General features: G+C 55.6%; 17 protein-coding genes and 1 riboswitch. Of the genes, 5 read left to right on the forward strand and 12 right to left on the reverse strand.

Features of this window, described 5'->3' with window-relative positions:
* Positions 1-51: 51 nt before the first annotated feature.
* A complete protein-coding gene (locus tag NQU17_10940; protein ID UUM11166.1) occupies positions 52-762 on the reverse strand; it encodes a phenylalanine--tRNA ligase beta subunit-related protein in 711 nt (236 codons plus the stop codon).
* 229 nt (positions 763-991) lie between these two features.
* Between NQU17_10940 and NQU17_10945 the strand changes: the two genes are divergently transcribed.
* Both NQU17_10945 and NQU17_10950 read left to right on the forward strand, forming a co-directional pair.
* A complete protein-coding gene (locus NQU17_10945) occupies positions 992-1,798 on the forward strand; it encodes a hypothetical protein (GenBank protein UUM11167.1) in 807 nt (268 codons plus the stop codon).
* 162 nt (positions 1,799-1,960) lie between these two features.
* The gene (locus NQU17_10950; protein UUM11168.1) at positions 1,961-2,479 is read left to right on the forward strand and encodes a GNAT family N-acetyltransferase; all 519 of its coding nucleotides are present in this window, start codon (positions 1,961-1,963) and stop codon (positions 2,477-2,479) included.
* A 332-nt stretch (positions 2,480-2,811) separates the two neighbouring features.
* Here NQU17_10950 and NQU17_10955 read toward each other — a convergent pair whose 3' ends face one another.
* Positions 2,812-4,314, reverse strand: a complete 1,503-nt coding sequence (locus tag NQU17_10955) for a DUF1846 domain-containing protein (GenBank protein ID UUM11169.1) — start codon at positions 4,312-4,314, stop codon at positions 2,812-2,814.
* A gap of 508 nt (positions 4,315-4,822) precedes the next feature.
* Positions 4,823-4,940: riboswitch (molybdenum cofactor riboswitch) on the forward strand.
* Positions 4,941-4,966: 26 nt separating this feature from the next.
* Between NQU17_10955 and NQU17_10960 the strand changes: the two genes are divergently transcribed.
* Genes NQU17_10960 through NQU17_10970 form a run of 3 tightly spaced genes read left to right on the forward strand, consistent with a single transcriptional unit; the run spans position 4,967 to position 7,694 of the window.
* The gene (locus NQU17_10960; protein UUM11170.1) at positions 4,967-6,757 is read left to right on the forward strand and encodes an aldehyde ferredoxin oxidoreductase family protein; all 1,791 of its coding nucleotides are present in this window, start codon (positions 4,967-4,969) and stop codon (positions 6,755-6,757) included.
* Complete coding sequence (locus NQU17_10965; GenBank protein UUM11171.1) at positions 6,758-7,009, forward strand: MoaD/ThiS family protein; 252 nt, start codon at positions 6,758-6,760, stop codon at positions 7,007-7,009.
* A 1-nt stretch (position 7,010) separates the two neighbouring features.
* On the forward strand, positions 7,011-7,694 hold the full coding sequence (locus NQU17_10970; GenBank protein ID UUM11172.1) for a HesA/MoeB/ThiF family protein: 684 nt from the start codon (positions 7,011-7,013) through the stop codon (positions 7,692-7,694).
* 418 nt (positions 7,695-8,112) lie between these two features.
* Here the strand turns inward: NQU17_10970 and NQU17_10975 are convergent, their stop codons facing one another.
* From NQU17_10975 to NQU17_11020, 10 genes are all read right to left on the reverse strand, one after another.
* Entirely contained in the window at positions 8,113-9,336 is a 1,224-nt protein-coding gene (locus NQU17_10975; protein UUM11173.1) for a hypothetical protein, read from the reverse strand.
* Between the two features lie 170 nt (positions 9,337-9,506).
* Complete coding sequence (gene thrB, locus NQU17_10980; protein UUM11174.1) at positions 9,507-10,382, reverse strand: homoserine kinase; 876 nt, start codon at positions 10,380-10,382, stop codon at positions 9,507-9,509.
* Positions 10,379-11,743 carry a threonine synthase gene (gene thrC / locus NQU17_10985; protein ID UUM11175.1) on the reverse strand — a complete coding sequence of 455 codons (1,365 nt, stop codon included), beginning with the start codon at positions 11,741-11,743 and terminating at the stop codon, positions 10,379-10,381. Before thrC ends, thrB begins: the two co-directional genes overlap by 4 nt.
* Positions 11,744-12,054: 311 nt before the next feature.
* Entirely contained in the window at positions 12,055-13,872 is a 1,818-nt protein-coding gene (locus tag NQU17_10990) for an ABC transporter ATP-binding protein/permease (protein UUM11176.1), read from the reverse strand.
* Positions 13,872-15,596 carry an ABC transporter ATP-binding protein/permease gene (locus NQU17_10995; protein UUM11177.1) on the reverse strand — a complete coding sequence of 575 codons (1,725 nt, stop codon included), beginning with the start codon at positions 15,594-15,596 and terminating at the stop codon, positions 13,872-13,874. The genes NQU17_10990 and NQU17_10995 overlap by 1 nt, the downstream gene beginning before the upstream one ends.
* A 4-nt stretch (positions 15,597-15,600) precedes the next feature.
* Positions 15,601-16,035, reverse strand: a complete 435-nt coding sequence (locus NQU17_11000) for a MarR family transcriptional regulator (GenBank protein ID UUM11178.1) — start codon at positions 16,033-16,035, stop codon at positions 15,601-15,603.
* Between the two features lie 317 nt (positions 16,036-16,352).
* The gene (locus NQU17_11005) at positions 16,353-17,726 is read right to left on the reverse strand and encodes an ISLre2 family transposase (protein UUM11179.1); all 1,374 of its coding nucleotides are present in this window, start codon (positions 17,724-17,726) and stop codon (positions 16,353-16,355) included.
* Positions 17,727-18,188: 462 nt separating this feature from the next.
* Complete coding sequence (locus NQU17_11010) at positions 18,189-19,340, reverse strand: ABC transporter permease (GenBank protein UUM11180.1); 1,152 nt, start codon at positions 19,338-19,340, stop codon at positions 18,189-18,191.
* On the reverse strand, positions 19,340-20,413 hold the full coding sequence (locus tag NQU17_11015) for an ABC transporter permease (protein UUM11181.1): 1,074 nt from the start codon (positions 20,411-20,413) through the stop codon (positions 19,340-19,342). Before NQU17_11015 ends, NQU17_11010 begins: the two co-directional genes overlap by 1 nt.
* The gene (locus NQU17_11020) at positions 20,413-22,008 is read right to left on the reverse strand and encodes a sugar ABC transporter ATP-binding protein (protein UUM11182.1); all 1,596 of its coding nucleotides are present in this window, start codon (positions 22,006-22,008) and stop codon (positions 20,413-20,415) included. The genes NQU17_11015 and NQU17_11020 overlap by 1 nt, the downstream gene beginning before the upstream one ends.
* Positions 22,009-22,072 lie beyond the last annotated feature (64 nt).

Genomic DNA, 22,072 nt, shown 5'->3' on the forward strand with positions numbered 1-22,072 from the left:
ATATTTCCCAATTGAAAACCGCTCAATTGAAATGATCCGAGAAATGAAATTTTATGCCTCCGGCCGAATAAACTCAATCTCCGGCTGCTGCCGGTTGACCCGGAACACCTGAACTTTGCCGCCCAGCCGATCCACCACCAGCTGCTCAATGGCAGCCATGGCCCGATCCAGAGCAGGGTCCCCGGCAAAGCCGGCCAGCTGGAAAAAGACCCTGGTGGTGGCTGTCGTTACTTTTCCCAGCTCTGACTGACGCCAGACCCATTTGCGGGTCTGTACCTCATGCCCTGATGCAAACACCATTTCACCGGCTTCCACAGCCTCCCACTGCGTCTCGCCAAAGGGCAGGAACATATCTCCCGGGCGGCTGAAGCGCACTTCCAGGTTCTCCTTGATGTCGTTCAGGTCGTGTCCGCCCAGAGACAGAGTCTGTTCAATGGAGACCGCATTGGCCAGATCCACCAGAGCATTGATGAAGGGCAATCGATTGCCTTTGGCTACGCGCTTGAGCATCGCTTCCACCGAGGGCGTGAATTTATTGGGATTAATGCCCGCCTTCTGTAATACTTCCCGATAGGCTGCAACCGTGGGCAGGCTGCGGATCTCCTCCGCTTTGCACCTGGTCTCCAACGCCTCCTGGGCCTCTATGAACCGGGCCTGATCCGCCTCATTGGAGGGGGTGACTTTCAGATCGGTGGCCAGAATAATGCCGAATTCCAAGTTGGGTGCAAGGTCAAAAATTGCTGGATCAACGATATACTTCATGTGGTATCCTCCGATATTAATAATATGAACATATTGTATCACCATGCAGATAGAATGTATATTATTCGCTCTCATAAGCATTAGACCGCCAATTTTCGAAACGAAATTGATGGTGAAATATCTTTTTTATTAAATAATTCATTTTTTAACGTTTTTATATTGCATAGTCTAATGAAAAGTATAATAATTATCTTATATAGAATAGATATATAAATGGGAGGTGCAAAACATGAGCCGAAACTACTTTTTAGTCCGATTGAAGCCCGGCGGAATCGATCGAACCGAAGAATGCCTGAGAGATAATAAAATAGCTCTTGGCTGGAGCAAGACAGGTGACATCGCGGAAATGAGCAAAGACGAAGTCCGCGATAAAATGGAAGCAGAATACAATTATACCGGGATGGCTCTTTCCGGCAATCTGACTTCACTGATGACGCTGCGCGACCGGATCCAGATCGGAGACCTGGTGGTGACAGCCGATGGCCCCAACATCAGCGTGGGCGAAGTCAAATCAGAGTACTACTTTGATGAGGATGCCGCCAAGGAAGATTATGGCCATCAGCGCAAGGTCCAGTGGATTCTGAAGAACATTGACCGCAACGACATCCCGGATGAATTGCGTCAGGCATTGCGCGGTCAGAAAGCGACCTATCAGATGAAGAACGTTGAGAGCACGCTCGAATTGATGGTATCACCGGATTTTGACACTGCGACCCTGACAGCGCAGAAACCGAAAAAGAAGCGCGGCCGCCCCACCAAGGCAGAAAGCGAAGCCCGCAAAGCGCTGCTTGAGGCCGAAAAGGCGAAGAATCCGCCAGCTGCCCAGTTTAATCCCGCTGACGCGATCTTTAACGAGAACGTCCGTCTGGTCAGCCAGAATTACCTGCTCCGTCCCGGAGATGACGACACGGAAAGTGTATGGGTTCGCTTCTCCTTCCCGGCCGATACGACCAAGGAAGAGGCTGCCCGCATGGCTGCATTCGTCAGCTCCTGCTACTACTCCGAACAACCCGCTCCCAAGCCAACCGAAAACTAGGGTACACTCATACAGATAGAAGAAGGTAAGCATAGAGCTGTCGCCGGACAGCAGCCGAACGGACATCGCAGAATCTTCGACAGATTTGCGGTGTCCGTTCGATGCGTCTTTCGGACGCAAACCGATGCAAAAACAAACCGCCCCACTGTCAAGGAGATTGAAATGGAACCGATTGAACTGATCACGAGCCGCCTGAGGCTGAGAAATTACACCAGCGCCGATTTAGACTTTGTCATGTGTATGTGGAACGATCCCGAGATGGGCAAGTATATGCCAGATCCAGCTTATGACGATATCGACGAGTCCTACCGCAAAGCCCTGAATGAACTTCAGGACGATGAGGAGTGCCGTTATCTGATCGCTGAACGCTCCGACACCGGTGAGCGGATCGGCGCCTGCAGCTTCCTGCCCAGCCCCGACGGCCGGATCTATGATCTGGGCTACAGCGTTCACAGCGATCACTGGAACCAGGGGTATGCCACCGAAATGGCTCAGGCGATGATCGATCATGCCCAAGCCAACGGAGCCGAAAAAATCACCGCGCCGGTCCACCAGGAGAATATCGCATCCAATGCCGTGATGAAAAAGCTTGGCTTCACCGTCATCGGAGAAACTTCCTGCAAAAAATACGGCACCGGCCGCCTGCTCCCGGAATACCTCTATGAGCTGAGCCTTTCCTAAGGCTTCTCTCAGACTTTGGAAAGACTATTCTAAGACTATTAAAGACCGTTCTTGGGCTGTTCTTAGACTTTCCTGAGCCGGTTCCGGGGCTTTCTCAAGACAATACGTAGTTCCCCGGGCAGATTCAAAGCAGAGCAGCCTTTCAGAATCAAGTGAATCAAGTGAATCAAGTGAATCAGGAGAATCAGGAGAATCAGGAGAATCAGGAGAATCAAACGAACCCACTGATTCAACCGATTCGAGACATACACAAAAAAAGGGAGCTGACGCCCTCCGGTCATCCGGTGTGGGGTCAGCTCCCGTTGTTCGCTTCGGTCTGTTAACGGCTGTGCTTAGTTGCCGTAGAACAGTTTATCGGTGGCATAGTCATCGTCTGAAGTATAGTCGATGCCCAGGGCCCGCAGCGTTTTCTCATCATTGGTATTGAGAATGGTCGTGGAATGGAGGTTGGTTCCGTCCAGCTGGTCGATACAGGCAAATGCCGCCTGAGCCGAAGGATTGGTCGCGGCGGACATCGACAGCGCAATGAGGATTTCATTGAGGTCCAGCAGCTGCTCCTGCAGGTGGGAGGTCTTGCGCTTGAGCTCGCCAATGGGTTTTAAGACGACCGGCGAGAGCAGATAAATGTTGTCAGTGATGCCAGCCAGGTATTTCAGGGCATTCAGGACGCAGGCAGCGGTGGCCTGCATCATGGATTTGCGCTTTCCGGTAATGATGGTTCCGTCCGCCAGCTCCAGGGCGACGACTGAAACATTTTCCACGTCGCTGCCTGTCATGGTAGCGGCCAGGCTGCGGGCAGCCGGCACAACCAGCCGGTCAGCTTCCGCCAGGCCCATTTTTTCCATCAGCATGCGGCTGCGTTCGAAGGATTCCAGATCGACCCGGCCTTTCTTGTAGTCAACCAGCGCCTTGAAGTAGCGTCGGATGATTTCCTGATTCGCCGCCCAGGAGACTGCTTCATCGTCAAAGATTCCAGTACTGATGCAATTGACGCCCATGTCGGTGGGGGACTGGAAATCGCTTTCCCGGCCGGTTATCTTTTCCAGGATCCGCTTGAGGATCGGGAATGTTTCAATATCCCGGTTGTAGTTCACCGCCATCTTGCCGTAGGTTTCCATATGATAAAAATCGATCATGTTCAGATCTTTCAGGTCCACGGTGGCTGATTCATAGGCCACATTGACCGGGTGCTTCAGGGGCAGGTCCCACACCGGGAAGGTTTCGAACTTGGAGTATCCCGCAATGAGTCCGCGCTGGGCCTCATGATAAAGCTGCGACAGGCAGGTCGCCAGTTTTCCGTTGCCGGGCCCCGGGGCCGTGACCACGACAATGGGCTTTTCTGTTTCGATGTACGGATTGATCCCATATCCAGCTTCCGAAACGACGGTATCAATGTCCGACGGATATCCGGCAATTGCCCGGTGAATAAACACCTTGATGCCGCGCCGATCCAGCTTGTTGACAAAAATCTTGGCTGCCGGCTGGTCAGCATACCTGGTGAGAACAACGCTGTTCACCGGAATGCCATGGCTCTTCAGATCGTCAATGAGCTTCATGACTTCCATGTCATAGGTGATGCCCAGATTTTCGTTGATTTTGTTCCGCTCAATATCGCCTGCGTACATGCAGATGATGACCTCGATCTGATCCTTGAGCCGCCTGAGCAGCTCCACCTTGGCATTAGCATCGAATCCCGGCAGCACCCGCTTGGCGTGCATGTCGTTGAAAAGCTTTCCGCCGAACTCCAGGTACAGCTTGTCGTAATTGTATACCCGTTCCAGAATGAATTTAGACTGTTCCTCCAGATACTTCTTTGAATCAAACCCTACTTTCATCGTTTTGTTACCCCTGTTTTTCTTCGTCGTTGTGAAACCTGACAGCAATTTTAAAAATACAAACTCATTCTATATGATAACCCCATCCATGCTCCCTTTCAATGACAAGATGAAAAAATCTCACTGTCTTTTTAAGGTCTTTCGCTTGTGTTTTTTCCGCACTGATTCCAGTGGTTTTTCAATCCGGAGCATCCCTGCAGATCTGTACAATATCATCTTCTCATTACCAATGAGAAGATTCCCGCGGCGAAGGGAATTCCGGCAGCTGTGGACATTGCCTTGACCAATACCAGACACCCGGCTGTGGGCACTCCCTTGACTGAGGACAGTCCCCCGACTGAAGCCAGTCCCTCGGCCGCGGACTTTCCTTTGCCTGAGGGATACTGTCGTTCCAACCGGGAGTCAATGATTGACTTTCTGTTAGGTGAAAGGAAGTTTTTTCAGCTAAATTGTTTTCAAGATAACCATTTCACTTGATACATGCTAAAATAGTAATGTATTCACCATGAATATTTCCACTTCCGAGTCTGACGCGCTAACGAGTTGTTTCCATGCGCTCAGACCGTCAGGGTACCGGGGGAAACCCTTGTGCCTCCCGCGTTTGGAAAGGATCTGGAGTAAAGCAATTTACCAGATGAAGGAGTGTGGAAAAATGAACGGTTACTTTGGAAAACTCTTACGAGTCAATCTCACAACGGGTGAAGTCAGGGTGGATCCGCTGGATCCCAACACCTGCATGGACTACATCGGCGGACGCGGACTGGGTACAAAGCTGTTTTATGAAGAGGTGGGTCCCCTGGTGGAACCGCTGAGCGAGGAAAACAAGCTATTCTTCATGACCGGTCCTCTGACCGGAGCGGCAGTTCCTACCGGCGGACGCTACATGGTCATCACCAAGGCGCCCCTCACCGGCACCATCGGATCCTCCAACTCCGGCGGCCACTGGGGCGCTGAGCTCAAGTACGCCGGATACGACGGACTGGTGGTGGAGGGTAAATCGGCCCATCCGGTCTACCTGGCCATTGAGGATGATAAGGTCGAAATTCGCGACGCCAGTCACCTCTGGGGGAAAGTCGTTTCCGAAGCCACGGATCTGATGGCCCAGGAAACATCTCCCCGTACGAGAGTCCTGTGCATTGGCCCGGCGGGAGAGAAACAGTCCCTTCTGGCCGCCATCATCAATGATGTCTACCGCGCCGCGGGTCGCTCCGGGGTGGGTGCCGTCATGGGTTCCAAGAACCTGAAGGCCATCACCGTGCGGGGCACAAACAAAGCCCCCATTGCCGATGACGCGAAACTGAAGGAAGCCAACCGCTCCGCTCTTGAGAAAATCCGTGCCAACGGCGTTACCAGCACCGGCCTGCCCACCTATGGCTCTGCTGTTCTGGTCAATATCATCAATGAGAACGGAATTCTTCCGACCAATAACTTCCAGGAATCCCATTTTGACGATGCCGAACAGATTTCCGGCGAACTGATGGCCGAGAAGTATCTGGTCCGGCGGGATCCCTGCCATCACTGCCCCATCGGCTGCGGCCGGTATGTCCGACTTGACGGCTGGGAAGGCGGCGGACCGGAATATGAAACAGTCTGGTGCTATGGCTCCGACTGCGGCGTCAAGGACTTTGAAAAAATCATCCTGGCCAACAAGTGGTGCAACGAGTATGGCCTGGATACCATCTCTGCCGGCGCCACCGTAGCAGCAGCCATGGAACTGTACCAGAAAGGCTACATTAAAGACGAAGAACTGGACGGCGTCGGTCTGGCTTTCGGCGATGGCGACGCCATCGTGGAATGGACCAAACGGATGGGCGAGCGTCAGGGGCTGGGTGCCCGGATGGCAGACGGTTCCTACCGCCTGTGCGAAGCCTACGGTGTGCCCGAGCTGTCCATGACCGTCAAGAAACAGGAACTCCCCGCCTACGACCCGAGAGGCGTCCAGGGCCAGGGCCTGTCCTATGCCACCAGCAACCGCGGCGGCTGCCATGTCCGCGGCTACCTTATTTCACCCGAAATCCTGTCCATGCCGGTTAAGATGGATCGGTTTGCCACCGCCGACAAAGCGGCCATGACGAAAGTCTTCCAGGACCTGACCGCCTGCATCGACTCCCTCGGCGTCTGTCTGTTTACCTCCTTCCCGCTGGGCGCACCGGATTATGCCCAGATGTTCTCCGCTGCAACCGGCGTAGAAACCAGTGCCGAAGAACTCCTGAAGAAAGGCGAGCGGATCTGGAATCTGGAAAAAGTATTCAATCTGAAAGCCGGCATCACCCCGGAAATGGATACCCTTCCGCCACGGCTTCTGGAAGAACCCATTCCGGAAGGCCCCTCCAAGGGCGAAGTCACCCATCTTGACGTCATGCTGCCCGAATACTATGAACTGCGCGGCTGGGACAAGGGCGTGCCTACCTCCGAAAAGCTCCGAGAGCTGGGACTGGAATAAATGGTCACCGAATCCTCCGCCAACCAGACCTTCCTGCTGGTCAAGCTGTTCGCGACCCTGCGGGAAGGCCGGCAGAAGACCCTTCAATTCCCCTATCATCCCGGCCTGACTGCAGGCGAGATCATCGACGCGCTGGCTATCCCCCATGAAGAAGTGGCCATTCTGCTCGTGAACGGCCGGGACGCCGGATTTGACCGGATCCTCCAGCCCGATGACTACATCTCCCTGTTTCCCCCGGTAGGAGGAGGATAGAATGGAACGCTATCAAAAGAATGAACAGGCACTGAGCCCGGCTGAAAACCGGGCTCTTCGCCAGAAAGCCGTTGTCATCGTCGGTCTGGGCGGACTGGGCGGCTACGCAGCGGAGTTTTTTTCAAGACTCGGCGTCCGGCGCCTGACACTCATCGATCATGATGTCTTTGTCCCCACCAACCTGAACCGGCAGCTCAATTCCTATCCCGACCGTCTGGGTGAGAGTAAGGCGGAAGCAGCCAGGGAACGAATCAACCGCGTCAACCCCGGCATCGAAGTCATCGCGCATCAGACCGAACTGACGGCGGCCAATGCCGCCGACCTGCTGACAGGTCATGACCTGATCATGGATTGCCTTGACAGCATCCAAGCCCGGCTGATCCTGGAGGATGCGGCCGAAGCACTGAACCTCCCCCTGATTCACGGGGCCATCGGCGGGTGGACCGGGCAAGTCAGCGTGATTCTGCCCGGCGATCAAACCCTGCACCACTTGTACCGCAATCAGACAAAGGTTTCCGATTACTGGGGCAACCCGGTATTCACCGCGTCCGCCATCGCCTCCATTCAGGTCAGCGAAGCAGTGAAAGTCCTCCTTGACCGCGATGATACCCTGCACCGCAAACTCCTGGTGGCGGACTTCTCCCTCCCCGAATTCATCATTCTGGATCTTCCTGCGGCGGAATAAATCACTGCGCGGCTGCACCAGCGAGGTCCTTCTCTCCGATGGAGAAAGCTCCGACCGATGCCAAAGCTTTCAGCCGCCAGAAACTATCAGCCGCCAGGAACTTTCTGCCGAATGAGCTTTCAGGTGATCCGATCGATCCGATCGTTCCTCTGTCCGGTCCTCTTACCAAACAGGCCGGTCCTCCGGCCAAGACAAAAAAACAGAGACAGGCAAGCCCAATGGGTTTGCCTGTCTCTGTTTTTTGCAGTTCTGTTGAATATCTTCAGCTCCCTTGATTCATGGGAACATCATGTGACTGCGGCATCGGTTTTCAAAAGACCAACTTAGGTTACTTCCTGGATCGCTTCTTGGATTATTTCTCTAAGAACCTCTGATCGAGCTGCTTTCTGCTCCATCCGGTGATGCAATTGGACATTCTTCAGGCCCTGCGGGGCTTCTTCGGAACCAGCCAGACATAGGTCAGAACCATGGACATGGCGTACATAAGGATCGTCCAGGCGAAGAGCCAGCCAAAGGCAGTCAGCAGACCGGCGGGTCCGAAAAAGCTGCGGAACACACCGGAGAAGGTTGCAGCCAGAGCCCAGCCGATGTTCCAGCTCATGGCATTGAGTGCCGAGAACATGGGGCGGTCACCCTGAGGGAGCTTGCTCATGGCGAAGGCGCTGAACACTGGTCCGGCCGCATTCATCAGGGCACCGCGGGTGAACAGGGACAACACCACCAGGAAGAATGCCGGGGAGTATCCCAGCATGACCAGGAATGGCAGGCTGGCGGACTGCACCGCTACGACCGCTTTGATCTGACCCAGCTTGCGCACGATCCAGGGCTGAATCAGGACGGTGGCTGCCGTGGCCAGGGAGGTCCAGCCAAACAGGCTGCCCAGCTGGCCGTAGTCAATCCGGAACTTGGCTTCGATGAAGAGATTCAGGTAGGGAATCGTGGCCCCCGCCCCCAGTCCGACCAGAACGTTGGGGATTATGAGCTTGGCCATGAGGACCTTGTCTTCCACCTTGAACGCGTCAAGCCGGTTCAGCGAGGCCGCCGGCTGGTTGGGCTGGTTCTGAATCAGGAAAATCGGCAGGGTGCCCACCAGCTGGAACACGACCGCAACCAGGATAGCCGCCCGGACCGCCGCCAGCGAATCAGCCGGCACGCCGGCGTAGCGGGCATAGAGCGTCGGGATCTGCCCGCCCAGCAGGTTGCCCAGAAAGCCCGCGCCGGTCATCAGCGCCATCTGCAGGGAGAATAAGGGAACCCGGTTTTCTTCCGTCGTTTCCGCCGCCATGAAGGGGGAACTGGACACCATGACCAGTGCACTGCCCACCCCCTGGATGAAGGAACCGGCCAGGGCCATGGCTGCGCCATTGGACAGAGCCAGCACCAGCATGCCCGCCACGGCAAGGAGGGATCCCAGCTTGAGGGTCAGCACCTCGCGCAGCCGCCGGGCAACCAGCACCGCCGGAATGGCGATGACCGCCGACACAAAGGCCGGGAGCGCATTGATCAGTCCCTGCATGCCGCCGTCGATCCCCAGAGCCCGCAAATAAAAATTTAAGAAAAGCATCGTGAAGGCCTGCCCCATCCCAAAGCTGAAGGATGCGGTCAGAAACAGCCAGATTCTGCGTGAAAATTTCCAATTCATACTAATACCACCTGTATTCCAGTCTCGAAATCCAGTATAGCACGATCCCTGCTCTTCCCCTGACAGTACAGCCGCCGAATCTGATATCATTCCCTCCGCGGAATGTCTGGAAAGGGCCAGGGCGGAACGACTGTCCCGCTCTGGCCCTTTCCTTGGCTGCGCTCGATATTCTATTCCGCCAGGATTACTGTCCCCTGAGACGCCGCCCTCAGGGTCAGGATCCGGCAGGACGGGATCCGCTGACTTAGCTCATTTGCAAGGTCCGAAGCCTGTTCAGACCGGACGGGGATGATGCAGGTGGGACCGGCTCCGCTCAGGAAGATCGGATCGCCCTGCTGCAGGCAGTGATCCCACAGCCTGCCGTAGGCTTCATCCAGCTGCCGGATCAGCGGCAGCCGGTATTTCTGATGGAGTTCATCATGGAGGAGTTCCGGCAGCTGATCGGTTTGGCCCTGCCTGAGGGCCTCAGTCAGCAGAATGACCCGGGACAGGTTGGACACGGCATCCCGATGCCGGATCATGACCGGGATGGCCGATCGGGCACCGGCGGTGGAAAACTCAAACGGCGGTATGATCGTCAGATACACCAGGTCCGGATGCGGCTCGATCCGGTGACGGAGAATCCGGGTGCCGGTATCCAGGGAAGCGGTCAGAGCGCCGGTCCAGGCCGGCACGATGTTGTCAGGATGACCCTCGATTCGGGATGCCGTCTCCAGGACCACCGCGTCCTCCAGGGGCCTGCCGTTAAGGGCCAGAGCCGCGCAGACTCCGGCCAGGATGCAGGCAGCGGAGGATCCGAGTCCCCGGGATTCGGGTATGGCGGCCGCAACCTGCAGCCGGAACGGCACTTTCTCCAGCCCCAGGATTTCGCAGGCCAGATTTCTGGCGCCAAACACCATATGCGTGGCCAGTTCCCGGTCTTCTCCGATCAGCGCATCCTGCGCCCCCGGTTCGATGACATACTCATTGTATAAATCCAGCGCCAGGCCCAGGGTGTCATACCCGCAGCCCAGGTTGGCCGATGTGGCCGGAATTCGAAGCTTCATCTGACACCTCCCATAAAACGGAGAAACTCTTCCCGCATCTCTTGCGGATCAATCGTCCGGTCAAACCGCACGGGCCGCTCCAGGATTCCAGCCAGAGCCGGGTGAACCGGCGCAAGGCTCGACAGATACGCCAGGGCTTCCCGTTCCTCCTGCCGCTGACCGGTCAGAGCTTCCTGAATCACCGCCGGGAACTTGAAGGGGCTGGCTGTCGCGAGAATGACATGATCCGCCGGTCGGCCCAGTTGGTCCCAGGCTGCCCAGGCACAGGCCGTATGGGGATCCATGAGGTAACCGGCTTCCTCATACACTGTGCGGATCGCTCGCTGCACCTCCTCTTCGGAGGCAGACTGCGCGTCGAAATCACGAAAAGCCGCAGGATCCGCCTGATAGAATCCCTGATCCCGCAGCTCGTCCATGAACCGGCGGGTTTCCCGCGGGCCGAAGCAGTGGAACAGCAGCCGTTCCACATTGGAGGAAACCAGAATATCCATGGAGGGAGATGAGGTTTTCACCAAGGGACGCCGGCGGTCATACCGCCCGGTCCGGAGGAATTCCTCCAGTACCCGGTTGTCATTGGTGACGGCAATCAGCCGTTTCACCGGCAGACCCATGGCCTTGGCGTACCATCCGGCCAGAATGTCGCCGAAGTTTCCGGTGGGAACCAGGAAGGACAGCTCGCGCTGACCCAGCTGGCTGGACGCTTCAAAATAATACGGAATCTGGGTCAGGAGTCGGGCGATGTTGATGGAATTGCAGGAAGAGACGCCCTGGCCGGAAAACTCCTGCAGAATCGCCTTGACGCCCCGCTGGGCATCGTCAAAATTGCCGCGGATGGCCACCACGCTGACGTTGTCACCCTGCTGCGTCTGCATCTGCAGTTTCTGCAGATGGGATACGCCTTCCTCCGGGTAAAAGACCATGATTCTGGTGCCCGGCTGATTCCGGAAGGCTTCCAGGGCGGCTTTTCCGGTGTCCCCGGAGGTTGCGGTAACATAGACTGTTTCCCCGCCGCCGGTCAGTGCCTCCAGCCTGGGCAGCATGGTCAGGGCCACATCCTTGAAGGCCCCGGTCGGTCCGTGAAACAGCTCCAGAAATGTCCCGGCATCCGTTTGGACCACCGGAATGGGGAACGCCCGGTAATTCTCCTGAAGCGCCCCGGCCAGTCCGGCCTCCTCCAGCTCCGGCACAAAAGCCCGGAGTACGCCCAGCGCTGTCTCCCAGTAACTGTCCGCCGCAGGCTTCGGATCCAGGACCGGCAGTTTTTCCGGCACAAACAGCCCCCCGTCACTCGCCATGGCTCGCTTCATCGCCTGGGCAAAGTCAACGGGCCGGCCTGATCCTCTGGTTGAAATAAATTTCATAAAATCCCTCCCGGTCATCAATTCCAGTTCAAATCATGGTTTTTGGTTCATCCGTTCCGCCGACCGTCTCAGTCCGGCAGTCATCTGATGACTCCCTCGACCGGATCGGCGGAATGTTGTCCTTGAATTGAATTATACCGCAATCCCACGCTCAGCGGACAAGTGTATCTGACCTGAAACAGCTTTCCTAAGATCTTTGCCATATTCTGCAGCTTTCGCCGCGATTCGAAAAGCCACCCGGAACGCTCCGCATTCCGGGTGGCTTTGTTCTGACATTGTGAAGGCCGGTCGACCTGGAACTTGCTCCCGGTCTATCCGAGTTCTTCCGTTCCCTGGTTCAGCCGGTAGTAGCGTCCCTTCTGGCGCATCAGTTCGTCATGATCGCCCCGTTCGACGATTTCGCCGTTTTCCAGGACGATGATGGCATTGGCGTGCCGGACGGTGGACAGCCGGTGGGCGATGACAAAGGTGGTCCGGCCCTTCATCAGCTGATCCATGCCGCGCTCAATGAGCTGCTCGGTTCTGGTATCGACGGAGGATGTGGCTTCGTCCAGAATCAGAACCACCGGATCGGCAATGGCCGCCCGCGCAATGGACAGGAGCTGACGCTCGCCCTGGGACAGGCTGGTGCCGTCATTGCCGATCACCGTATCATAGCCGTTCTTAAGCTGGCGGATAAAGCCGTCGGCATTGGCCAGCCGGGCTGCCTGGATGACATCCTCATCCGTGGCGTCCAGCCGCCCGAAGCGGATATTTTCCTTGATCGTACCCTCGAACAGATGGACATCCTGGAGCACCATGCTCATGACGCTGCGCAGGTCGATTTTGTTGATTCGCCGGATGTCGATGCCGTCAAAGGTAATGACGCCGTCCTGAATCTCATAGAACCGGTTGATCAGATTGGTAATGGTGGTCTTGCCGGCGCCGGTGGATCCCACCAGAGCGATCTTCTGTCCCGGCTTGGCGTAAAGAGATACATCCTTCAGAATCGGTTTGTCTTCGACATACTGGAAGTCGACGTTGTTCAGGCGCAGATGGCCTTCCACGGGGACATACTCCAGGCTGCCGTCGGTGCCCGGAACAGTCCAGCACAGTCCCCGGCCGCCGCCGCAGTCGTTCTGCAGGCGGACTTCACCGGCCACGTCCTCTTCCCTGCCATCGAGCATTTCAAAGATTCGTTCGGCTCCGGCGATGGCCGCGAGTATGGAGTTCATCTGATTGGATACCATGGTGATGGGCCGGGATACGGTGCGGGTGTACTGCAGGAACGCGGAGATATTGCCCAGTGTCATGGTTCCGGCCATGACCCGGCCGGCGCCCAGAATGGCAATCACCGCATACTGAATGAATGAGATGTTTCCCATCAGCGGCATCAGCATGACGCCGTAGGCCGCCGCCCGGGAAGCGGATTCGCGCAGATGGTCGTTGATGTCGTTGTACTGGGTCATGGCCCGGCCTTCATAGCCGAACACCTTGACCACTTTCTGAGCGGAAACCATTTCCTCCACATAGCTGTTCATGTCCGCCATCACGCTCTGACGGTCCCGGAAATAGCGGGACGAGCGGCCGGCCACGATCTTGATGAGGTAGATGGAGAGCGCCATCATGATCACCATGACCAGCGTCAGCATCGGCGAGAGGAACACCATCATCAGAAAGGTACCCACCACAGTAATCAGGGAGGTAATGACCTGTACCAGACTCTGTTCCAGCGCTTGGCTCAGCAGGTCCACATCATTGGTAAAGGAAGACATGATGCGGCCATGGCCCTGGGAGTCATGGTAGGCGACCGGCATCCGCTGGATCTTGGCGAACAGCTGGCGGCGGATGGTATGGATGATTTTCTGGGACAGCCGGGCCATGAACAGACTTCCCAGATACTGGCTCACAGCGATGCCCAGCACCAGGGCGATCATGATCAGAAGATAGCGGGTCAAAAGGGGCAGGCTGCGGTCAATGGTTACGGCATCGATGATGGGGCTGAGTATGCCGTTGGCTGCCACCTGGAACACTGTGCCCAGGATGACCAGGATAATGCCGGCGGCGAAGAGCAGTTTATGGTCGCCATAGTAGGATAACAGGCGACGAATGGTTTTCCGCGGGTTGGCGGGCATCATTTTCTGTTTCATTATACGGCCAGCCCCCTTTCCTGTGACTCGTTGATTTCGCGGTAAATCGGAGACGTCTCCAGGAGCTCCTGATGAGTTCCCTGGCTTTCGATTTCACCCTTTTCCATGACAATGATGCGGTCGGCATCCTCGATGGAAGAAATGCGCTGGGCGATGATGATGGTGGTGACATCCGCCAGGTTCTCCCGGAAGCTGCGGCGCAGCTTCGCGTCGGTGGTCATATCCACCGCGCTGGTGGAGTCATCCAGAATCAGAATCCGGGGCTGCTTAACCAGGGCCCGGGCAATGGTAAGGCGCTGTTTCTGACCACCGGAGAAGTTGGAGCCGCCCTGTTCCACGGGATGGTCCAGCCCGTCGCTGTACTGGGAGACAAATTCCCAGGCCTGAGCCCGGCGCAGTGCTTCGATGATCTGCTCATCGGCGGCGGCTTCATCACCCCACTGCATATTGCTGCGAATCGTCCCCGTGACCAGGGTGTTCTTCTGAAGCACCATACCGATGCTGTGGCGCAGTGTCTCCAGGTCATAGCCCCGGACATCCTGACCTCCAACCAGCACCTGACCGGCACTGGCGTCGTACAGCCGCGGAATGAGCTGGACCAGGCTGGTTTTGGCCGAGCCGGTACTGCCGATGATGCCGATGAGCTGGCCGCTGGCAATGGACAGATCGATGTGCTTGAGGACATCGTTGGAATTTCCGGGATAGCGGAAGGACACGTCTTTGAATTCAATCCGACCATCCGCGACTTCGCCTACAGGCGACTCGGCGGAGCGGATTTCCGACTCGGTTTCCAGCACTTCGATGAGTCGGCCGGCGGAGGCGGTGCCCCGGGTCAGCATCATGAAATACATGGACAGCATCATCAGAGCCATCATGATCTGCGTGATGTACGTCACAAAGGCGATGAGCTCTCCGGGCAGCATGGTGCCGGCCATGATCTGCTGACCGCCGAACCACAGGACCGCGCCGATGCAGGCATAGATCACCAGATTCAGCACGGGCATGAGCACCATGATGAGATTGACTGCTTTCAGGACCATATCACGCAAACCGTCATTGCGCTGGGCAAAACGCTCCTCCTCATGGCTCTGGCGGTTGAAGGACTTGACGACGCGAATTCCGATCAGGTTTTCCTGCACAATCGCGTTGAGATGGTCCACCCGTTCCTGAATCGCCCGGAACATGGGGTTGGCGTATTTGAGAACAACCAGCAGGATCACGACAACCAGCGGAATGGCCACGGCAAATACCAGGGACAGTCCGGGATTAAAGGAGATAGCCATGATCAGGGCCAGAATCATCATGAAAGGGGCCCGGATCGCCATGCGCAGGCTCATCATGGCCACCTGGGCGAGCATGTCGGCATCGGCGGTCAGCCGGGTAATCAGCGTCGGTGGATTCAACACATCCAGATTGGCAAAGGAGTAGTTCTGAATCCGGGCAAAGGCCTCCTTGCGAAGTTCGGCGGCAAAGCCAAATCCGGCCCTGGCGCCAAAGAAGGAGCTGACCACTCCCATGAACAGCCCAAACAGAGCCAGGAGAATCATCAGCAGGCCCATCCGAATCACATAGGCCATGTCCTGGTTTTTGATGCCCACGTCAACAATGCGCGACATGAGCACCGGAACCAGAATATCCGAGGCCACTTCCAATATCATCATGATTGGACTGAGAATGGCGTATTTGCGGTATTTCTTCATAAATGGCAATAATTTTTTTAGCATACTGTCACTTCCCTTCCGTCAGGCTGACCGCCCGCTGCGCCGTCTGCCGGAGCAGACGGATCATTTCTTCCACTTCTTGTTCCGGCAGACCCTCGGTGATCCCGCTGACCCATCGATCCAGATCCTCCAGAATCAGCGGCTTGACGTCGCGTCCCGCCTGTGTGAACTCGACATCAAAGGCGCGGCGGTCCGTCCGGCTGCGCAGCTTGCGCACCAGACCCTTTTCCTCGAGACTCTTAATCACCCGGGTCGTCTGGGCGTCGTCCATCCGAAGATGAGCCCCCAGCGATTTCAGCTCCGTCGGTTCGTGTTCCCTGATATGGATCAGATACACGAACTCCGCTGAGTTCAAACCGTATTTTTTCAGTTCACTGTTTAAATAGATCTGGGTCTTGCGATGGATCACAGACACCAGCCCGCACAGTTCTGTCTTAACCAATTGACTGTCCCCTCCTGTCTTGTTCGTTCAGCAGCATTCGTCAATGAATCATTCCAGGCTGCCAACGCAGCTATCGATCCATCGCCCCTTGCTCCTTCACCGGCTGTCAGTTCTCCGGATATCCTTGTCCTCTCGATTTAGAAACCAGTACCAAGGATTATTCATACAATGAATGCCGAATCATTGACAACTCAACTTAATGATTATGACAATATTTTCTTGAGTTGTCAATGATCTACCTTCCGGAGATAGTGTCAACTTACTTTCGGTTCAAAAATTGAATAGGCCTGCCGTGCGGATTCCAAGTAGCCCGGGTTTTACGATTTATACCACCCAAAATGAGGCGTTGCATAGCTGATTGAACCTTGTTTTACCGGGTAGACCCGGCTATTCTTCACGATCCGTTTTTCCAGCCTCAAAAGTCGGGCTTCCTTCTTCTTTTCTTTCTCTTTGGCAGCGAAGTAGCCCATGAGATCCCCGCCATTGAGGACGAAAACTCGCATGCGCGCTATATTCTCAGCACCTACTGTGCTCCACCCCATCGGGCGTGATGATAACCGTGAGGAAAGCACATGACTGACATGCCCTTCCGCACTGCAGCCCTGATAGCCCGACTTGGCCGCGTTCTGGATCGATTCCCAGTTGGACAAAAGATAGGTTTTCATCTCGCCTAACTTCTTTTCCTGGGTCTTTTTAAGCGGCAATCCCGCCGCTGATTCGAAGAATGTGTTGATGTCCTCAAGGGAGTCCATGCTGATGGCGTCTTTGAGGTACCAGTAATATTCATCCTTTGTCCCTTTGTAGGAATCAATCGGCGTTGCCGCCTGGCGCAGGGCCTTTTCCAGGTGGAACTTATCCAGATAGAGCTTGCATCGAGGCAGAATCTGGGCACCCATCTTGATCCAGGACGCCCCATCCCCTGATAAGGAGATTTCCTCGATCTTATCCACTTCATAAGCCGAGTTCAGGTAATCGAACACTTCGTACCACAGTTCATCCGAGTTGCCCTTGTAGAAGCCTGCAAATCGACGTACACCCATTAAGGCCTTGCGTCTCTTCCCGACACTCTGCTGCCCCTCATGGACGTAGATCAGCCGCATCTGCTGATTGGAACCGTCCTGCATAGCTACATGATCCTCATCGGCCTCAATATAGATCCGAGATACCACTTTTTTCTGAGGCAGGGGTCCCTCAGAAGACTCAATGTTCCCCAGTCGATGGACCAGATTCATTACCGTAGTGCGGCTGGTAATTCCGCTGCTTGCATAGCGCTCCACCGTCCCCTGGTAAGAAATATCTTTAGCACTGGAGAGAAGACACGAGGCTAGTTCCCGGCTGATTCTCTGATGGGGCTCAAGGCCCAGAAGACGATCCACCAGACACACATGGTGATTAGTCTTTTTATCCCGAAAGTACGTCCGGTCAAAGACCACAGGTCCGGCTGTAGTAGCGATGGTTTTTGTTTGATTACGCCGTTCGATGGAGTAATCCTTTTTGCGTAACTGTGAGTTCCTCAGGCGCTCATCGAGTACCTGAACATAATCCTGGATCTGCTCACGGGCAATCCGATCCGTCAGCTCGTGAGTCTCCTGGACCACCTGATCCATGGTGAGGGTACCGCTTGCCATTCTTGAATCAAAACCTTGTCTGAGAGAGGTGAACATTGAGTTGAAATCTGTTAAGATAGGCATGAGAATAAGTCCTTTCGTGTAGTTTGTTTGTTGTTGTTACTAACATTCTAGCACTTGGGCTTATTCTCTTTCATTTTCGACCTACAGTAACTTTACACTAAGCCTTCCGGAGCACTTCCCTCTGTGATGCCTTTTCAGCGCAAACGGGAACAGATGCTGACGAACAGAATACAGAAAAATAATCCAAGAAGAGTAGTGTTTTCGGAGTAGGTTGCCGTTCGGACTACGTTGCTGTTTCAGAGTATGTTGCTACTTCAAAGCATATTGCCGCTTCAAAGCATATTGCCGCTTCAAAGCATATTGCCGCTTCAAAGCATATTGCCGCTTCAAAGCATATTGCCGCTTCAAAGCATATTGCCGCTTCAAAGCATGATGCTGCGTCGGAGAACGAAAAAGCTCCGCTGCAGGCAGCGGAGCGGATGGGTCTTTGGAGAAGGCAGGAACCTTCGGTTGGCTTTGGAATTACCCTTCGGCTTTCTTGGGAGCGACAGGGGTTCCCTGGCCGCGGAAGGCCTGACGGTCGAGTTCCTTTTCCCGGATTTTGCGTCGGGCATGCATAACGAGGGCCAGGGCTACAATGCCGTAGGAAATAACCATGCGGGAGTATTCCCCGATCATGGAATTTCCGGTCAGGGTCGTGGCAGCCGGCGGCATCAGGACGAACAGTGTGTGGAACAGTCCGGTACCAAGGATGGCATTGAGAATGCCGGCCGAGGCGACGGAGGCACCGCCGATGAGCAGGGAGGCTGCGGAGTACAGGGCGCTGGACTCATGACCCGTATAGGTGTTCATGGTACCCAGGTTCTGCAGGTAGATGATCTGACCGATTCCGGCCAAAATGGTGGAGATGGAGATCGCCCAGAGCCGGGTCCGGTCCACGTTGATGCCGGAGTTGGCGGCTACTTCCATGTCCTGTCCGACCGCCCGCATGTCCTGTCCGAGCTTAGTCCGGGTAATCCAGACAGTGAACAGGCAGAGCAGGACGATCAGGAGAATGGTAAAGAACGGGATCTTGAAGTTCCCGATATACAGCGGCGAACCGAGCAGGTTGGTCAGGAAACTGTCACCCAGCTTGTCAAACGCCTGGGAGCTGGTGAGCTCCAGGGTATTGCGCACGCCGACGCCCTTGGACAGGATGATGCTGCGGTTGGCGTTGAAGGGCAGGATCGAGGATCCGAAAATGTAGAGGATGACAAACTGGTAGACTCCGTTGATCAGGAAGGCCAGCATCATGGAGGTGATCATTTCCCGGCCTTTGGCCCGGTTGAGAACCTGGCCGGCAAAGATGCCGAGCAGCAGGGCTACCGGAACGGAGATCAGGATTGCGGCAAAGAGCGCCTCAGGGCCTTTCATGCCCAGGCCCTGCACGGTGATGAGTCCGATCTGTCCGGCCATGGCCCCCAGTGACAGGGCAAAGTTGATGCCCATGCCGGCCATGATGGGAAGCAGCAGCGCCAGAACCAGGAAGGAGTTACGCACCATGCGGATCATGACCTGCTCAGCGATGTACTCAACCGGCAGTCCGGAGGGCTTGATCGCCAGGGCGCTGATGATCAGGAACAGGGCCGGAACGGCCACAGACATCAGACCTTTTTGAAAGCGGTTTGATTTCATTATTTCTTCCTCCTTCTGGTCAGCGCATAGACAATCAGTCCGTTGGTTACGACCACACGGATGATCTCAGACAGGTCGATCTTGATCAGTGAGTTGATGACCGACGGCGTCATGGTGACCAGTGCCTGGAACAGGAGCGTTCCCACCACCACGTTGGTGATGGTGGCCTTGTTGACGGAAGCTCCGCCCATCAGGACGGCAGCGACGGTCGGGAATACAAAGCCCAGGGGCGCGCCATACATTTCAATGAAGCCGAAGCTCTGCTGATACGTGATGAGGCCGACGGCGGCAATCGCTGTGGAAAACATGACGGAGGTTGTACGCATTTTATTGATGCTGATTCCAGCTGCCCGGGCATAGTCCGGGTTGGATCCCACTGCCGTCATGGCCGTGCCCATTTTCGTTTTGAAGAAGAACCAGACCAGCGCCGCCATGATAATGAAGACCAGCAGCATGCCGATGGGGATCTGCAGATAATTGTTGATCCGGATGACCGGGAGGGCGTCGGGCCGGGCAGACAGCGGATCAACCGTAACGGGATCCGACAGTGCCTTCCAGACCCCTTCCAGGGAAATGGTCTGGCGCAGTCCGCTTCCTCCATAGCTTTGGATGGACCGGGGATTCTTGAAGGGCAGGATAACCCAGAGAATGTTGAAGAAGAAGATGATGACGTAACCGACATAGGTTGCGATGACCATTTCTTCGCCCTTGACGCGGTTGAGCAGTTCGCCGTAGAAGAAGCCGAACAGAAGTCCGAACAGCGCGCCGATGATCATGGCGACAAACAGTCCGGCAATTCCCCCAATGCCAAGTTCCAGCGACAGGACCGAGCCGAGCAGTCCGCTGATGAAGCCCACCGGGATGCCGAAGTTAAGTCCGCAGCCCGACTGGATCATCGGAACCATGGACAGCACCATAATCGAGTTGATGCCGAACCGGAAGAGGATGTCCGTGATGGATTTGTCGATACGGATTCCGGCCGGTCCGGTCAGAAGGAACAGCACGATGAGGAATCCGGAAATGATGAGGTTGGGAAGGCCGAAGCTTTCCTTCAGTTTATTCAGTTTTTCCATTATGACTCTCCTCCTGTCACTTCAAGACCCGACATCAGGAGTCCGAAATCGGCTGCCGGGGTATCCGCCGGGACAATGCCGAAGACCTTGCCCTCTGTGATGATGGCAATGCGGTCGGCGACGGAGCGCAGTTCTTCCAGCTCCGAGGAAACCACAACGATGGTGGTGCCGTTTTCGGCGTTATAGCGTTCCAGGGATTCCAGCACCAGGCGCTTGGCGCCGACATCGATGCCTCGGGTGGGTTCAGATACGAACAGGAGCTCCGGATCGGTGGCAAAGGCCTTGGCCAGGCAGACTTTCTGCTGATTGCCGCCGGACAGGCTGCGCGCGTGCTGGGAAGGTCCGGTGCATTTGATCTCAAGCTGTTCGATATACTTCTGGGCCGTTTCTTTCAGTGCCTTGTCATCCCGCAGCCGGATGGGTCCCAGTCGGCGGATGAACTTGTCCTGGACCTGCATGGCATTGAATCCGATGTTCCAGTCAATCGCTTCATCCAGCAGCAGACCGACACCGCGCCGGTCCTCCGAGACGAAGGCGATGCCTTCCAGCAGGGGAACCTTGGGGTCGGTGAAGTCGAGCTTCTTGCCTTTGAACAGAACGTCGCCACCGGCCGGATACAGGCCCATGATGCCGTTGGGCAGACCAATCTTGCCCTGGCCGGCCAGACCGCCGATGCCCAGGATTTCGCCCCGCCGAATGTTCAGATTGACGTTTTTCACCGTTTCTCCGGGCATGTCGACCCAAAGATTCTTAATTTCCATGATGATATCCTTATCCGTTTCCCGGCGAGCCACGTGACGGGCTGACTCGTCCACTCCGCGTCCAACCATCCACTCGGCGATGTCGCGGACGCTGACGCCTTCCACCGGGGTTTCCTTCACCACGATGCCGTCCCGCAGCACGACAATCTTGTCGCAGCTGGTGATGATCTCGTGGAGACGGTGAGAAATAAAGATAATGCCGATGCCCATATCCGCCAGTTTGCGCATGGCTTCCTGCAGATAGACGGCCTCTGATTCAGTCAGGACGGCGGTGGGCTCATCCAGAACGAGCAGCTTGACGTTTTCCCGGTTGATTTCCCGGGCGATCTCAATGAACTGCTTATGTCCGACGGGCATCTCCGCGATATAGGTTTTTGCGCTGATATCGACACCCAGTTTGTCTATGGCAGACTGGGACTCATTTTCCATTCGTTTGCGGTCCAGGGTTTCAAATTTTTTGCCGGCAACCGACGAGACCACGTTCTTTTTGGTCTTTTCCATGTTCAGCTGAATGTTTTCCGTCGCCGTAAAGCCCGGAATCAGGGAGAATTCCTGGTGGACCATTCCAATGCCGGCGGCCAGTGCCTGGTCGGGGCTTTTAAATTTCACCTGGTTTCCCTCGATAAATACTTTCCCCTCGAAGCCTCCGGTTTCATGGATGACATTCATCCCGAACAGGATCTTCATCAGGGTGGACTTGCCGGCTCCGTTTTCACCGACCAGCCCAAGGATTTCCCCTTCATGGAGAGTAAAATTGACGTCTCTCAGGACTCGATTACCGTCAAATTCCTTGCCGACTCCCTCCAGACGAAGAAGTTCTTTCTGTGAGGACATGCTTCCACCTCTCTTACATAAATACTGCATGAACGGCTCATCCGAGCCGTCCATGCATTGAATT

The sequence above is a fragment of the Clostridiaceae bacterium HFYG-1003 genome (assembly GCA_024579835.1).
Classification (GTDB): Bacteria; Bacillota; Clostridia; order Clostridiales; family Clostridiaceae; genus JG1575.

Excerpts from the sequence above, each read along its gene's own strand:
- NQU17_10975 (UUM11173.1), bottom strand. The coding sequence starts at position 9,336 with ATGAATTGGAAATTTTCACGCAGAATCTGGCTGTTTCTGACCGCATCC.
- NQU17_11005 (UUM11179.1), bottom strand. The coding sequence starts at position 17,726 with ATGCCTATCTTAACAGATTTCAACTCAATGTTCACCTCTCTCAGACAA.
- NQU17_10955 (UUM11169.1), bottom strand. The coding sequence starts at position 4,314 with ATGAAAGTAGGGTTTGATTCAAAGAAGTATCTGGAGGAACAGTCTAAA.
- thrB (UUM11174.1), bottom strand. The coding sequence starts at position 10,382 with ATGAAGCTTCGAATTCCGGCCACATCGGCCAACCTGGGCTGCGGGTAT.
- NQU17_10940 (UUM11166.1), bottom strand. The coding sequence starts at position 762 with ATGAAGTATATCGTTGATCCAGCAATTTTTGACCTTGCACCCAACTTG.
- NQU17_10995 (UUM11177.1), bottom strand. The coding sequence starts at position 15,596 with ATGCTAAAAAAATTATTGCCATTTATGAAGAAATACCGCAAATACGCC.
- NQU17_10950 (UUM11168.1), top strand. The coding sequence starts at position 1,961 with ATGGAACCGATTGAACTGATCACGAGCCGCCTGAGGCTGAGAAATTAC.
- thrC (UUM11175.1), bottom strand. The coding sequence starts at position 11,743 with ATGAAATTTATTTCAACCAGAGGATCAGGCCGGCCCGTTGACTTTGCC.
- NQU17_10965 (UUM11171.1), top strand. The coding sequence starts at position 6,758 with ATGGTCACCGAATCCTCCGCCAACCAGACCTTCCTGCTGGTCAAGCTG.
- NQU17_11010 (UUM11180.1), bottom strand. The coding sequence starts at position 19,340 with ATGAAATCAAACCGCTTTCAAAAAGGTCTGATGTCTGTGGCCGTTCCG.
- NQU17_11015 (UUM11181.1), bottom strand. The coding sequence starts at position 20,413 with ATGGAAAAACTGAATAAACTGAAGGAAAGCTTCGGCCTTCCCAACCTC.
- NQU17_10960 (UUM11170.1), top strand. The coding sequence starts at position 4,967 with ATGAACGGTTACTTTGGAAAACTCTTACGAGTCAATCTCACAACGGGT.
- NQU17_10970 (UUM11172.1), top strand. The coding sequence starts at position 7,011 with ATGGAACGCTATCAAAAGAATGAACAGGCACTGAGCCCGGCTGAAAAC.
- NQU17_11020 (UUM11182.1), bottom strand. The coding sequence starts at position 22,008 with ATGTCCTCACAGAAAGAACTTCTTCGTCTGGAGGGAGTCGGCAAGGAA.
- NQU17_10990 (UUM11176.1), bottom strand. The coding sequence starts at position 13,872 with ATGAAACAGAAAATGATGCCCGCCAACCCGCGGAAAACCATTCGTCGC.
- NQU17_10945 (UUM11167.1), top strand. The coding sequence starts at position 992 with ATGAGCCGAAACTACTTTTTAGTCCGATTGAAGCCCGGCGGAATCGAT.